At 71.4% G+C, this 13,869-nt stretch carries 10 protein-coding genes; 5 read left to right on the top strand and 5 right to left on the bottom strand.

All coding sequences use genetic code 11. The features are described from left to right. Window positions 1-13 precede the first annotated feature (13 nt). The gene (locus NFX44_RS14115) at window positions 14-1,006 is read left to right on the top strand and encodes a TIGR03842 family LLM class F420-dependent oxidoreductase (RefSeq protein WP_262283990.1); all 993 of its coding nucleotides are present in this window, start codon (window positions 14-16) and stop codon (window positions 1,004-1,006) included. 263 nt (window positions 1,007-1,269) lie between these two features. Here the strand turns inward: NFX44_RS14115 and NFX44_RS14110 are convergent, their stop codons facing one another. The 5 genes from NFX44_RS14110 to NFX44_RS14090 all read right to left on the bottom strand — a co-directional run bounded on the left by NFX44_RS14110 (window position 1,270) and on the right by NFX44_RS14090 (window position 7,921). After that, the gene (locus tag NFX44_RS14110; RefSeq protein ID WP_262283989.1) at window positions 1,270-2,007 is read right to left on the bottom strand and encodes a copper homeostasis protein CutC; all 738 of its coding nucleotides are present in this window, start codon (window positions 2,005-2,007) and stop codon (window positions 1,270-1,272) included. After that, on the bottom strand, window positions 2,004-4,148 hold the full coding sequence (locus NFX44_RS14105; protein WP_262283988.1) for an ABC transporter ATP-binding protein: 2,145 nt from the start codon (window positions 4,146-4,148) through the stop codon (window positions 2,004-2,006). Before NFX44_RS14105 ends, NFX44_RS14110 begins: the two co-directional genes overlap by 4 nt. A gap of 13 nt (window positions 4,149-4,161) precedes the next feature. After that, the gene (locus NFX44_RS14100; RefSeq protein ID WP_262283987.1) at window positions 4,162-5,082 is read right to left on the bottom strand and encodes an ABC transporter permease; all 921 of its coding nucleotides are present in this window, start codon (window positions 5,080-5,082) and stop codon (window positions 4,162-4,164) included. Next, entirely contained in the window at window positions 5,079-6,038 is a 960-nt protein-coding gene (locus NFX44_RS14095) for an ABC transporter permease (protein ID WP_151460687.1), read from the bottom strand. The genes NFX44_RS14100 and NFX44_RS14095 overlap by 4 nt, the downstream gene beginning before the upstream one ends. Window positions 6,039-6,115: 77 nt before the next feature. Then, window positions 6,116-7,921: a peptide ABC transporter substrate-binding protein gene (locus NFX44_RS14090; protein WP_262283986.1), complete on the bottom strand. Its 1,806-nt coding sequence runs from the start codon at window positions 7,919-7,921 to the stop codon at window positions 6,116-6,118. A 287-nt stretch (window positions 7,922-8,208) separates the two neighbouring features. Between NFX44_RS14090 and NFX44_RS14085 the strand changes: the two genes are divergently transcribed. The 4 genes from NFX44_RS14085 (at window position 8,209) to NFX44_RS14070 (ending at window position 13,779) form a co-directional block, all read left to right on the top strand. Next, entirely contained in the window at window positions 8,209-9,354 is a 1,146-nt protein-coding gene (locus tag NFX44_RS14085) for an ROK family transcriptional regulator (protein WP_262283985.1), read from the top strand. A gap of 12 nt (window positions 9,355-9,366) precedes the next feature. After that, window positions 9,367-10,836, top strand: coding sequence for a M81 family metallopeptidase (locus NFX44_RS14080; protein WP_262283984.1), 1,470 nt, complete (start codon window positions 9,367-9,369; stop codon window positions 10,834-10,836). Window positions 10,837-10,840: 4 nt separating this feature from the next. Then, window positions 10,841-11,800 (top strand): ROK family protein, encoded by a 960-nt coding sequence (locus NFX44_RS14075; protein ID WP_262283983.1) that lies wholly within the window; start codon window positions 10,841-10,843, stop codon window positions 11,798-11,800. A gap of 815 nt (window positions 11,801-12,615) precedes the next feature. Continuing rightward, entirely contained in the window at window positions 12,616-13,779 is a 1,164-nt protein-coding gene (locus NFX44_RS14070) for an IS110 family transposase (RefSeq protein WP_262283982.1), read from the top strand. Window positions 13,780-13,869: the final 90 nt, after the last annotated feature.

Here is a 13,869-nt window from a genome sequence, read left to right as displayed (position 1 = left end):
CGAGGAGCTGACCGTGGACTTCGGTGTCGTACTGCAGACCGACCCGCCCGCTCGCGACGTCGTGGCGGGCCTCGCCGCCGCCGAGGACAGCGGGTTCCGCTACGGGTGGACGTTCGACTCCTGCGTCCTGTGGCAGGAGCCGTTCGTCATCTACTCACAGGTCCTCGCCGCGACCAAGCACCTGATCGTCGGACCGATGGTGACCAACCCGAGCACCCGCGACTGGTCGGTCACCGCGTCCCTCTTCGCCACCCTCAACGACATGTTCGGCAACCGGACCGTCTGTGGGATCGGCCGCGGCGACTCGGCCCGCCGGGTCATCGGCCAACCGCCGGCGAGTCTGGCCACCCTCAGAAGCGCCATGCGCGTGATCAAGGAACTGGCCGAGGGACGCGAGGTCGAACACCACGGCACACCGGTGCGCATCCCGTGGGTGCGTGACGGCAAGCTCGAGATCTGGATGGCCGCCTACGGCCCGAAGGCGCTGCGGCTGGTCGGCGAGCAGGCCGACGGCTTCATCCTGCAGACCGCCGACCCGGACATCGCCCGCTGGACGATCGGCACGGTACGCGACGCGGCCAGCGCCGCCGGCCGGGATCCGGACGCGATCACCATGTGCGTGGCCGCCCCCGCCTATGTGGGTACGAACCTCGTACGCCAACGGGATCAGCTGCGCTGGTTCGGCGGCATGGTCGGCAACCACGTGGCCGACCTGGTCGCCCGCTACGGCGACTCCGGCGTGGTGCCGAAGGCGCTGACCGACTACATCACCGGCCGCGAGGGCTACGACTACGCACACCACGGCCGCGCCGGCAACCCGTCCACCGACTTCGTCCCCGACGCCATCGTCGACCGATTCTGCCTGCTCGGCCCCGAGTCGGCCCATGTCGACCGGTTGCAGGAGCTCAAGGAAATCGGGGTCCACAACTTCGCCCTCTACCTCATGCATGACGACAAGGAGAAGACCCTCACCGCGTACGGCAAGAACGTCATCACGCACGTCTAGTGCGTCGCGTACGACGGTGAGCCGCGACCCTGCGGCGGCCGAAGCGGGGCGGCCGCCGCCCTGACGCCGGGATGGCTTCGCCCCGATATTCCGCCCCGCGGCCGCCCTGTTCCCGGGCAGCGCTGGCCTCTACGTTGCGCCGGTGGCGGGCACGGTGACACTGGATCTGCCCGACCGGCACCGAATCCCAGCTCAGCCCGACGTGACCTCGGCGTGCATGCGGTCGGCCAGGCCCTGGCGACGACGCGACACGGGACGATCCGCTACTCCCGACGAAGAGAGCTGTTCCTCTGGGCCGGATCCGTCTGCGCACGCGTGGCCTCGACGACCCGGCGTACCTCGGTGCCGTCCGTGGCCTCGCGTCCGTCGCGCCGCACCGGCGCCCGCAGGTGCACCTCCCGCGCTCCGGTGGCCGCGAGCACCTGCCGGACGTTGTGCGACCGGATGCCGCCGCCGGCGATGATCCGCAGCCGGTCGCCGGCCCGCTGCCGCAGGGCGGCGATCCGCGTGGCACCGGCCAGCGCGGTCGGCGCCCCGCCGGAGGTGAGCACCGCGTCGGCCCCGAGGTCGACGAGTTCCTCGATCGCCCGCAGCTGGTCGCCGACCTCGTCGAAGGCCTTGTGCACCGTCACCGGCAGCGGTCCCGCCGCCTCGATGAGGCGCCGCAGCACGGGCAGATCGAGGCCGCCGTCGGCGGTGAGGGCACCGACCACCACCCCGACCGCGAGACCGTGCGGATTGGGCAGACCGCGGATGGCCTCGATGTCGGCGAGCATGACCTGCTCCTCGATCCCGCTCACCCGGAAGTCGCCGCCACGGGGACGGACCATGACCCGTACGCCCACCCGGCGCAACGTCCGCAGCGCGACCTCGACCGTCCCCGGGCTCGGGGTGGTGCCGCCCTGGCCGAGGTCGGCGCAGAGCTCCAGCCGGTCGGCTCCGGCGGCCTCGGCCACCAGCGCGGTCGGCACGTCGCTCACGCAGATCTCGACGGTGGTCACGCGGCCGCTCCGGCCCGGGCGGACGCCGCCGTCGACTCCGGACGCAGCGGGAAGTGGCAGGCCACCTGGTGCGCGTCGCCGGCCAGCGGCGGCTCGGTCTCGCAGACCTCCTGCGCCAGCGGGCAGCGGGTCCGGAACCGGCACCCGGTGGGCGGGTTCAGCGCGCTGGGCAGCTCGCCCCGGATGGTCATCCCGTCGCGCGCGGCAGCGGGGTTCGGCGTGACGGAGGGGACGGCGTCGATGAGCGCCTGCGTGTACGGGTGCCGGGCGGCCCGGACCACGTCCCGCGCGGGCCCGACCTCGACGAGCTTGCCGAGGTACATGACGCCGATCCGGTCGGCCATGTAGTCGACGACGGACAGGTCGTGGCTGATGAAGACGTACGCCAGGCCGAGTTCCCGCTGCAGGTCCCGCATGAGGTTGAGCACCTGCGCCTGGATGGACACGTCCAGCGCGCTCACCGGCTCGTCGCCGACGATCAGCCGCGGTTGCAGGGCCAGCGAACGAGCCAGCCCGATGCGCTGCAGCTGACCGCCGGAGAACTCGTGGGGGTAGCGTTCCAGGACCCGCCGCGACAGCCCCACCTGGTCGAGCAGCGTCGCGATCCGCGCCCGCCGCGCCGCCGGGCCGCCCACCTTCTGGATCTCCAGGGGTTCGGCGAGGATGGCGTCGACGCGCATCCGCGGGTTCATCGCGGCGTAGCTGTCCTGGAACATCAGTTGGACGTGCCGGTGCATCCGGCGGCGCTCCCGTCCGGCCAGACCGGCGATGTCCGTGCCGTCCAGCATGATCTGCCCGGCGCTCGGCTGCTCCAGCCCGACGGCCAGCCGGCCCACGGTGGACTTGCCGCAGCCGGACTCGCCGACCAGCCCGAACGTCTCGCCCGGGCCGACGTCGAACGACACACCCGCCACGGCGCTCACCTGCCCGGCGGTCCGGCGCAGCAGCCCACGGCCGTGCGCTGCGTAGTTCTTGACCAGGTCCCGCACCGACAGGACGGGCGTCGTGGCCGGCTCCCCCGCGCCATCCGTCGAGGCGGCCGGCTCCGACGCCGCCGCGACCCGTGCCGGAGCGGCGGTCGCACCGGTCGGCTCCGGCTCGCCCCGCACCGGGTTCGGCAGGGTGACCGGTGCGGCGGGCACCGGGTGCAGGCAGGCGTGCTGGTGCCCGCCGGTCGACAGGGTGGGGTCGGTGCTCCGGCAGTCGTCGGTGGCGTGCCGGCAGCGTGGCGCGAAGCGGCAGCCGGTCAGGGGCCGGGACAGGTCCGGCGGCAGGCCCGGGATGCTGTAGAGCCGGGCGTGTTCACCGGAGTCCCGGATCGCCGACTCGGGCAGCGCCTCCATCAGCGCCTCGGTGTAGCGGTGCCGCGGCGAGCGGAACAGCTCTCCGGTCGCGGCGGTCTCGACCACCCGTCCGGCGTACATGACGGCGACCCGGTCGGCGCGGCCGGCGATCACCCCGAGGTCGTGGGTGACCAGGATGACGGCCATCCCGAACTCTTCCCGCAGGTCGTCGATGAGTTCGAGGATCTGCCGTTGGGTGGTGACGTCCAGCGCCGTGGTCGGCTCGTCGGCGATGAGCAGGCGGGGCGAGCAGATCAGCGCCATCGCGATGGCGACCCGCTGCCGCATCCCGCCGGACAGCTCGTGCGGGTAGTTGTCGACGATCCGCTCCGGGCGCGGCATCCCCACCCGGCGCAGGATCTCGATGGTCCGCTCCCGGGCCTCCGCCCGGCCGACCCGCTCGTGCACCCGCAGCGGTTCGCCGACCTGGACGCCGATCCGCATGGTCGGGTTGAGCGAGGTGAGCGGGTCCTGGAAGACCATGCCCATACGGACGCCACGGATCCGGCGTACCTCGTCCGTCGGCAGCGCTCGCAGGTCCCGGCCCTCGAAGAGGATCTGCCCCCCGGACACCCGGCCGCCGGGCGGCAGCAGGCCCATGACGGAGAGCGCCGTCATCGTCTTGCCGCTGCCGGACTCCCCCACCACGCCGAGGGTCTCCCCCGGCATGACCTGGAGGCTGACCCCGTCCAGGGCGTGCACCGTGCCGCGGCGCAGCGCGATGTCGGTGTCGAGATCGCGCAGCTCCAGCAGGGGCTGGCCCCCTGCCGGCGCGTGTCGGACGGTCGATTCGCTCATTTTCTGCTCCTGCTCAGCGTCGCCGGAGGCGGACCTCGAAGGCGTCCCTCAACCCGTCGCCGATGAAGTTGAAGGCGAGGACGATGAGGATGATGGCGATGCCGGGCGGGTACAGCAGCCACCAGTGGCCGCTGTAGGTGTCCGCCAGGCCGTCGGAGAGCATCCCGCCCCAGTTCGCCGCCGGCGGGGGGACGCCCAGTCCGAGGAAGGACAGGTACGCGACGTAGAGGATCGCGTCGGCGACCTGGAAGGTCGCGTTGACGATCACCGTCCCGATGGCGTTCGGCACGATGTGCCGACGCACCGCCCGGCCGCCGGTGCCACCCATCCCCCGCATGGCCTGGACGTACTCGCGGGAGCGCAGGGTCAGGGCGTCACCCCGGACCAGCCGGGCCGGTCCCAGCCAGGCGAACGCGCCGATGATGACGATGAGCATCGACACGCTCGGTGTGACGATGGCGGCGAGCAGCATGAAGAGGAACAGCGACGGGATCGACATCATCGCGTCGACCACCCGCATCATCGCGGAGTCCACCCAGCCGCCGGCGAACCCGGCGACGGCGCCCCAGATCGTGCCCAGGGCGGTGGCCAGGATCCCGGCGGCGAGCCCGACGATGATCGAGGTCTGCCCGCCGAGCATGAGCCGCCCCAACTGGTCGTAGCCGACCCCGTCGGTGCCGAGCGGATGCCCCTGCTGACCGGGGGCCAGGTGGACCGCGGTGAGGTCCGTGTGCACCTGGTCGGTGTGGTAGAAGAGCGGACCGAGGAAGCAGATCCCGGCCAGCAGGACGAACAGGCCCAGGCCCACCAGGGCGAGCCGGTTCTCGCAGAAGACGACAAGTCCCTGCCGCCAGAGGCCGCGCACCGGCGCCTCGGCGTCGGCCGGCTGGTCGGGGACGGCACCTGGACGGACGCCCTCGGAGAGTGTGGTCATGACGCGCTCCGCTGGAGTCGGACCCGGGGATCGACGGCGGCGTAGAGCAGGTCGGCGACGAGCGCGCCGACCACCGTCGCGATCGAGATGATGACGGTGACCCCGAGCAGGATCGGGAAGTCACGCTTGAGCGCCGCCTGCCAGAACAGCTGCCCCATGCCGGGGAAGTTGAACAGCGACTCGACGACCAACGCCCCGCTGAACAGCGCGGGCAGGTACATCCCGAGCAGCGCGATGACCGGGAACAACCCGTTGCGCAGCGTGTGCCGCAGCACCACCCGCCGCTCGGAGAGGCCCTTGCTGCGGGCGGTGCGCACGTAGTTCTCGTTGAGGTTGTCGACCATGGCGGAGCGGACGTACCGCGAGTAGACCGCGATGGTGACGATGGCCAGGGTGATCGTGGGCAGGACCAGCCCGGCCGGGTCGGCGAGCACCTCCGCCACCGTGAAGCCCTGCGGCGCCTCGGGCGGCAGGATCGGCCAGACCTGCGAGAACAGGATGATCAGCATGAGGCCCATGAAGAAGATGGGCGTGGCGTACGCCAGCAGCGACAGCGAGGTGATGGCGTAGTCGGGCCAGCGGTTGCGGCGTACCGCCTGGATCACCCCGAGCGGGATCGCCAGCACGATGGCGAGCACGGTCGACAGCAGCGACAGCACCATCGTCTTGGGCAGCCGCTGGCTGATCGCCTCGACGACCGACTGGTTGAGCTGGTACGAGTAGCCCAGGTCGCCCTGCAGCAGGCGTTGCACGTACATGCCGTACTGCTGGATCCAGGGCCGGTCGTAGCCCATGTCGTGGTTGAACGCCGCCAACTGCTCCAGCGTCGCCTCCTTGCCGAGGGTGGCGCGCGCCGCGCCCCCGGGCAGCAGGTGCAGGATGAGGAACGCGATCACCGTGACGAGCACGACGACGACGAGGGCCTGACCCAAGCGCGTGATGAGGTACCGGACCACCTGGGCCGTGCCTCCTCCCTGGTCGGGGCCCCGGCGGCGCGGTGGGCGCCGCCGGGGCCGGGACGATCAGTGATCGGTTACTTCCAGGACCAGTCCTGGAAGTACATGAAGTTCATCGGGTCCTGCGGCTCGACCCCCTGCAGACCGGAGCGGTACGCCGAGATCTGGAACACCGGGTTGGGCATCCAGAGCACCGGCAGGTCCTTGGCGAGGAAGTCGTTGTAGGCCTTGAGGGCGCTCTCGTCGCCGGAGAACTGGGTGGCCTCGATGAGCTTGTCGGCCTCGGGGTTGCTGTAGCTGCCCAGGTTCACCGGGGCGCCGGTGGCGAAGAGCCGCTCGCCGCTGGCGAACGCCGGGTAGTACCAGCTGCCCTGCGAACCGAAGAAGGACATGTCCCACGAGCAGGTGGCTTCCGTCGGCTTGCAAGCCGGGGTGACCGCGACCGAGTCGGGCACCTCCTTGATGGTCAGCTGGATGCCGAGCTTGGCCATCTGCGACTTGATCTCGGCGAACATCTTCGTCGTGGCGGCGAAACCGGTCTGGCTGGTCACGGTGAGGTTCAGCGGCGTGCCGGCGGCGATGCCGTCACCGCACTGGTTCGGCCCGCTGCCCGGCGTCTGGCAGGTGGTCTGCCCGTCCGGGGTCACCTTCCAGCCGTGGCTCTCCAGCAGTTCCTTCGCCTTGGCCGGGTCGAACGAGTACGCGCAGCCGGCGGCGTCGGCGCCGTTGGTGCCCGGTTTGGCCGGCACCGGGCCGCAGGTCGGCGCGGCCGTGCCGGACCAGATCACCTTGCTGATCGTCGGCTGGTCGATGAGCATCTGCAGCGACTGCCGCAGGTACGGCTGCTTGAACAGCACCCCGGTCTTCGGGTTGTTGAAGTTCAGCTGGAGGTAGGTGACGGACCAGCCGTACCACGGCGAGACCGTGTAGCCCTTGGACTTGAGGTAGCCCTCCTGGGAGAGGTTGGCCGCCGGCACGTACCCGTAGTCGATGTCACCGGCACGCAGCACGTTGAACTCGGCGTCGTCGCCGGTGAACGGCCGCAGCACGATCTTGGCGAGCTTCGGCTTGTCCACACCCGAGTAGCTCGGCTGCGCGGCGAGGGTGACCTCGCCGTTCGGCACGTACTTCGCCAGCTTCCAGGGGCCGCTGGTGACCTTCCACAGCTCGTTCGAGTCGTACGTCTTGGGGTCCTTGGCGGCCGTGGTGAGGAAGTCGAAGACCTTCTTCGCGCCCGCCGGCGTGCTGGCCAGGTTGCTCACCGCCGCGGTGGCGGAGTCCTTGTCCCAGGCGTGCTGCGGCATCGGGGTGATCTTGTTGAGCTGGTTGTCGACGAACCACGCGGTGTTGAAGACCTTCGTGGTGGTGATCGAGAAGGTCTTGTCGTCCTTGACCGACCACTGGGCGATGTTGTCCGGGAGGCCGCCGGCCCGGTAGGACGCCCACTTGTCCTTGTTCGCGCTGACCAGGTCGTACCAGAACTGGATGTCCCTGGTCGTGACGGGCTTGCCGTCGGACCAGGTGTTGTCCTTCAACGTGATGGTCAGGGTCTTGCCGCCGTCGCTCACCACCGGCGGCTCGGCCATCGAGCGCTGCGGGTCGATGTTGTACTGCGCCGAGCCGTCCAGCTTGTACTGGTAGAGGGACCGGTACAGCGCCTGGCCGAAGATGGCGTTCTCGCCCTGGGTGAAGCCGGGCGCCGAGATCGGCAGGATCCAGTTGGGCGTGCGGAAGGCGACGGTCGCGGTGTCCTTGCCCTGACTCCCGCCGTCCTTCGACGAGTCGTTGCCGCCGCCGCAGGCGACCAGGCCCGCCCCGAGGGCGACCGCGCTGGCCACCGCCACCGCGCCGCGGAGGGCTCGCCGGGGAAATCTGCTCCTCATGAATCTCCTCGATTGATGTGCACTGCCCCGCGTCTCCGGGCGCTACCGGCGGTGCCACGCGTTCGGCCGACGGTGCTGCTCCTCGACGTTCGACGCGGAGAATGTATCCGGGCCGAAGTCGCGAGTCAACGAAACTTACCCTCTTTATTCGGCCACTTCGGCCAGGGTACGATCTAAGTCGGCGAAGCATCGACCGATACTCTTCGCGTGGGCTCCGGCGCGTACCCCGCCGGGCACTGCGACACTGAGGCGGCGCCGGAGGACCGCCCGAACAAGGAGAGGCACCCTTGGAACCATCGATCTCCGCCACGCTGCGAGACCAGACCCTGAGCCTGCTGGCCAGCGGCACGGTCACCTCGCGCGCCGACCTCATCGAGGCGTTGCAGGTCGCCCCCTCCACCGTCACGAGCGTGGTGCGCCGGCTGCTGGAGGAGGGCGTCATCCTCGAGGAGGGGGTGGGCCGGTCCACCGGGGGACGGCGCCCCCGGATCCTGCGCCTGCGGGAGACCAAGGGGATCCTCGCCGTCGCGGAGCTGGGCGGCCGGCACGCCCGGGTGGGGCTGTGCGCGCCCGACGGCGGGCTGCGCACCACCGAAGAAGTGGCCATCGACATCGCGGCCGGACCGGCAGAGGTGTTCGAGGTGGTCGCCGCGACGTTCGACCGGCTGCAGGCGGCGACCGCCGCCGGCCAGGAGTTGCTCGGGGTCGGCATGGCCCTGCCGGGTCCGGTCGAGTTCCCCGGTGGGCGGCTGATCGGCCCAGCCCGGATGCCCGGCTGGAGCGGCGTCGACGCGAGGGCCCGCCTCGCCGAGCGCTTCCCGGTGCCGGTGGTCGTCGACAACGACGCCAAGGCGGCGGCGATCGGCGAGTACGTCACCCGCCGGGACGAGTTCGGCGACATGATCTACGTCAAGGCCGGCACCGGCATCGGCGGCTGCCTGGTCAGCGCCGGTCAGATCTACCGGGGCGGGCGCGGCCTCAGCGGCGACGTCACCCACGTCCGCGTGGCGGACAGCGGCGAGCGGGAGTGCTCCTGTGGCAGCCGGGGCTGCCTGGAGACCGTTGCCAGCGGGGCCGCCCTGGCCCGCCAGCTGGCCGAGCAGGGCTCCCCGGCGACCAGCATCCGGGAGATCGTTTCGGCGGTCAGCGACGCCGACCCGACCGTGGTGACGATGGTGCGCCACGCCGGCCGGCTGCTCGGCGTCGCCCTCTCCGGCCTGGTCAACTTCCTCAACCCCGACGCCGTCGTCATCGGCGGCGCACTGTCCAGTCTCGACGTCTACGTGGCCGCGACCCGCGGGATGCTCTACGAGCGCTGCCTACCGCCCGTGACCCAGTCCCTGACCATCGAAGCCAGCGTCGCGGGCCCGGATGCGGCCCTGGTCGGCCTCGGGCACCTGCTGCGCACGACGACCGACGTACGACCCTCCTGAGGAGCAACACCCGTGCCCCGTCCCCTCCGCGTCGCCATCGGCGGCATCCACATCGAGTCCAGCACGTTCTCGCCGCACCTGAGCACCGCCGACGACTTCGAGGTCACCCGGGGCGATGCCCTGCTGGCGCGTTACGACTGGCTTTCCCCCGCCCAGCCCTGGGCCGCCGACGTCGAGTGGATCCCGCTCGTGCACGCCCGGGCCCTGCCCGGCGGAGCGGTGGACGCCGCGACGTACGAGGCCTGGGCCACCGAGCTGGTGGAGAAGCTGGGCGCGGCCGGCCCCCTGGACGGCATGCTGCTGGACATCCACGGCGCGATGACCGTCGTCGGACGCGACGACGCGGAGGGTGACCTCGTCACCGCCATCCGGTCGGTACTCGGGCCGGAGCCGTTCGTCTCCGCCGCGATGGACCTGCACGGCAACGTCTCGCGGGTCCTCTTCGACGCCTGCGACCTGCTCACCTGCTACCGCACCGCCCCGCACGTCGACGTGTGGGAGACCCGTGAACGCGCCGCCCGGAACCTGGTCGAGGCGCTGCGCCGGCAGCAGCGCCCGCACAAAGCTCTGGTGCACGTGCCGATCCTGCTGCCGGGCGAGATGACCAGCACCCGCGAGGAGCCGGCCCGCGGACTCTACGCGCGGATCCCCGAGGTGGAGGCCCGCGACGGCGTCATCGACGCGGCGATCTGGATCGGGTTCGCCTGGGCCGACCAGCCCCGCTGCCGGGGCGCGGTCGTCGTCACCGGCACCGACGCCACGGCCACCGCCGACGCGGCCCGCGAGCTCGGCGGGCACTTCTGGGCGGCCCGCGACGAGTTCGCCTTCGTCGCACCCACCGGCTCGATGGACGAGTGCCTCGACACCGCCCTGGCCGCGGTCGCCGATCCGGCCCGCCGACCGTTCTTCATCAGCGACTCCGGCGACAACCCGGGCGCCGGCGGCGCCGACGACGTCACCTTCGCCGCGGCACGGATGCTGGCCCGCCCCGAGATCCGCGACGGCTCCCGCCGTGCCGTGTTCGCCTCGCTGGTCGACCCGCAGGCCGTGGCGCAGGTCGCCGACCGGCCGCTCGGCTCACCGGTCCGGGTGACCGTGGGCGGGCGGATCGACTCCCGGGACCCGGGGCCGCTTGCGCTGGACGGGATCCTGGAGGCGGTCGCCGACGATCCCGACGGCGGGCGGTGCGTCAGCGTACGGGTCGGCGGGCTCAGCGTCCTCGTCACGTCCCGCCGGATGCAGTACCGCCTGCTCGAGTCCTACGCCCGGCTGGGCATCAAGGTCGACGAGATGGATCTCGTCGTGGTGAAGATCGGCTATCTCGAACCCGAACTGTTCGACGCGGCCGGCGACTGGCTGCTCGCCCTGACCCCGGGCGGGGTCGACCAGGACCTCGCGCGGCTGCCGTACCGGAATGTGGTGCGACCGGTGTTTCCCCTGGACCGCGACTTCACCGCGGACCTCGCCGTGGTGACCGGGTGATCGCGTGACCCGACCCGAAGGCCAGTCCGTCCTCGCCGTCGACGTCGGCGGAACCACCATCAAGGGGGCCGTGGTCGGCGAGGACGGCCGGCGCCGGCACACGCTGACCGTGCCGTCACGCGCGGACGACGACCCGGTCAAGGCGGTCCGCTCCCTGTGCCTCCGGCTGCGCGACGACGCGCTCGATCTCGGCGCCACACCCGCCGCGATCGGCGTGGTCACGCCGGGCCTCGTCGACGAGACGAACGGGGTGGTGCGGTACGCCGCCAACCTCCGGTTCCGCGACGTGCCGCTCCGCGCCCTCGTCGGGGACGACCTCGGGCTCCCGGCGGCGGTCGGGCACGACGCGCGGGCGGCCGGCGTCGCCGAGGCGGTGGCCGGGGCGGCCCGTGGCCTCGACAACTTCCTGCTGCTGCCGCTGGGCACCGGCATCGCCGCGGCGGTGGTGGTGCACGGCGAGCCGGTGCCCGGCGCGACCGGCTCGGCCGGCGAGGTCGGCCACATGCCGGTCCACCCCGGCGGAGAGCCGTGCAGCTGCGGGCAGCGGGGCTGCCTGGAGGTGTACGCCTCCGCCGGCGGGCTGGCCCGCCGCTACGCCCGACTCGGCGGCACCCCGGACTCGGACAGCCGGGCCATCGCCGACGCGGTGGCCACCGATCCGGTCGCCGCCGCCGTCTGGAACGACGCGACCCTGGCGCTGGGGACCGCCCTGGCCACCCTCACCCTGACCCTCGACCCGGCCCGCATCGTTCTCGGCGGTGGGCTGGCGGACGCGGGTGCGCTGTTCTTCGATCCGGTACGCGACGCCCTGCGCGCGGCCCTCGCCTGGCGGACCCCGCCCCCGGTGCTGCGCTCGGCCTTCGGCGCCCAGGCCGCACAGGTCGGCGCCGCCGTCCTGGCCCGACGGCTGGCCGGCCTGTCCGTTCCCGACGGCTGGGGCGCACCGGAGCCAGGAGAAGAATGAGAAGCTCCCCTTGGTGACCACGATCAGGACGATGGGAAACGCAGGTAGCTTCACCGGTCCGGCCGCTCGCGGTGCGGCTGGACCGGTGACCACATTGCGGCGGCCCTTCGCACCACCTGCCACGGGATGGCGGTCGGTGGGCTTCCGGCGCTCTCAGGCCATGAGCAGGTGGCCACTTGGGGACTCAGCGCGTGCCCGAAATCCGGCTGGCGGGAAGGTACGCCAGAGCTGAGAATCGCGTCGTGATCGACTATCTGTGCCCGGGCTGTGGCCGGCGATGCGCGGTCGGTCTGCCAGAACACGTCGACGTGCCCTGCTCCCTCTGCGCTGCCAGGGCGACTTGGAAGTCCCTTCCCACCACCACGCAGCGGACGATCGATTCGGCGCTGACCCGTGGGGCTTTAGCCGCGATTCTTGCTATGCGACAAGCCGACCCTCCGATCCTGCTGCCTCGCGCTGCCGACGTGCTCGCGTACCGCATGGACGTGAGGAGCGGAGACATGGGAGCCGTCCAGTAGATGACCCACCTCGGCAACGGCAGCGCTCGGCGCCGATATCCACCAGAAGGCTGGAAGCGTGGCGCGCACTTCGCGGCTACCTATTAGCTGGTGGTACGACCGCAGCCCGGCCAGGCTTGGTCGAGGTGACCGGTGGGGTCGCTCTCATCGCGGCTGCCCACCGTAGGTTGGTGTGGCTCTCATCTGGCGTGCGCCCCGCCGGTCACCGCGGCGGTGAGAGGCTCAAGAGGGGACTGCCCGGCTCGAGGTAGCGCTGCCCTCCCGTCGACGAACACTGTCGGATCGAGGGAGGACACGATGGCTCAGGTCATCATCGGCGTGGACCCGCACAAGCGTTCCGCCACCATCGAAATCATCAATTCGCGGGAGAAGGCACTCGGGCAGGGCCGGTTCGGCACCGACCGCGACGGCTACCAGGGCATGCTCGCCGCCGGCCGCAAGCACAAAGACCGCGTTTGGGCGGTCGAGGGCTGCAACGGCATCGGCCGGCACGTCGCTCAACGCCTGGTCGCCGACGGTGAGACCGTCGTGGACGTTCCCGCGAAGCTGTCCGCCCGGGCCCGCGTGTTCGCCACCGGCCAGGGCCGCAAGACCGACCCGGTCGACGCCCGCAGCGTCGCCGTGGTCGCCCTGCGCACCGAAGGCCTGCGGCAGGTCGTCACCGACGACACCACGGTCGCGTTACGGCTGCTGGTCGACCGCCGTGACCAGCTCGGCCGGGCCCGCACCGAAGTGGTCTCCCGGCTGCATCACCTGCTGCTCGAACTGGTGCCCGGCGGCGCGAAGAAGGACCTGTCCGCCCAGCAGGCCCGCGCCCTGCTCGGCACCGTCCGCCCGCGCGATGTGGTCGGCAAGACCCGCCGCCGGCTGGCCTGCGAGCTGATCGGCGAGCTCGTCGTCATCGACAAGAAGATCAAGATCGCGAAACAGGAGCTCACCGACCTGGTCAACAGCACCGGAAGCCGGCTGATGAACCTGACCGGCATCGGACCGTCCGGCGCGGCCCGCCTGCTCGGCGACATCGCAGACATCGCCCGGTTCACCAGCCGCGCCCACTTCGCCTCATGGAACGGCACCGCACCGATCGACGCCTCGTCCGGCGACCAGCAACGCCATCGTCTGTCTCGTGCCGGGAACCGGCGCATCAACCGGGCCTTGCACATCATGGCCATCGTCCAGTTGCGCCGTGACACCGAAGGACGCCGCTACTACCGACGCAGACTGGCCGCGGGCAAGACACCGATGGAGGCCCTACGGGCACTGAAGCGGCGGCTGTCCGACATCGTCTACCGCCAGATGGTGGCCGACGCGAAGCTGGTCAGGACGGGCCCGGGAGGACACATGGGGGCGACTCTGCAATCCAGCGCGGCCGACCTGAACCCCGAGATCGACACTTCGGAAAAGTCACTTCCCGGACCCGCCACACCCCAGCCTAGGACAACCCTCGCCGCAGCCTGTTGACACAGAGGGGTGCCAGATCGTCAGCCCGCAGCCGAACATGCCAGCCCGGCCGGACGAGCGCCAGCTATGGACATGTGACCCATACCCGCG

Origin of the sequence: Micromonospora sp. MA102, from assembly GCF_025460765.1 — a bacterium.
GTDB classification, from domain to species: Bacteria; Actinomycetota; Actinomycetes; order Mycobacteriales; family Micromonosporaceae; genus Micromonospora; species Micromonospora halotolerans.
The sequence above is the reverse complement of the archived record's forward strand: the minus strand, read 5'-3'. Positions and strand labels throughout refer to the sequence as shown.

Bases quoted from the DNA above. Each gene is read 5' to 3' on its own strand.
- NFX44_RS14070 (WP_262283982.1), top strand. From the start codon at position 12,616: ATGGCTCAGGTCATCATCGGCGTGGACCCGCACAAGCGTTCCGCCACC.
- NFX44_RS14105 (WP_262283988.1), bottom strand. From the start codon at position 4,148: ATGAGCGAATCGACCGTCCGACACGCGCCGGCAGGGGGCCAGCCCCTG.
- NFX44_RS14090 (WP_262283986.1), bottom strand. From the start codon at position 7,921: ATGAGGAGCAGATTTCCCCGGCGAGCCCTCCGCGGCGCGGTGGCGGTG.
- NFX44_RS14100 (WP_262283987.1), bottom strand. From the start codon at position 5,082: ATGACCACACTCTCCGAGGGCGTCCGTCCAGGTGCCGTCCCCGACCAG.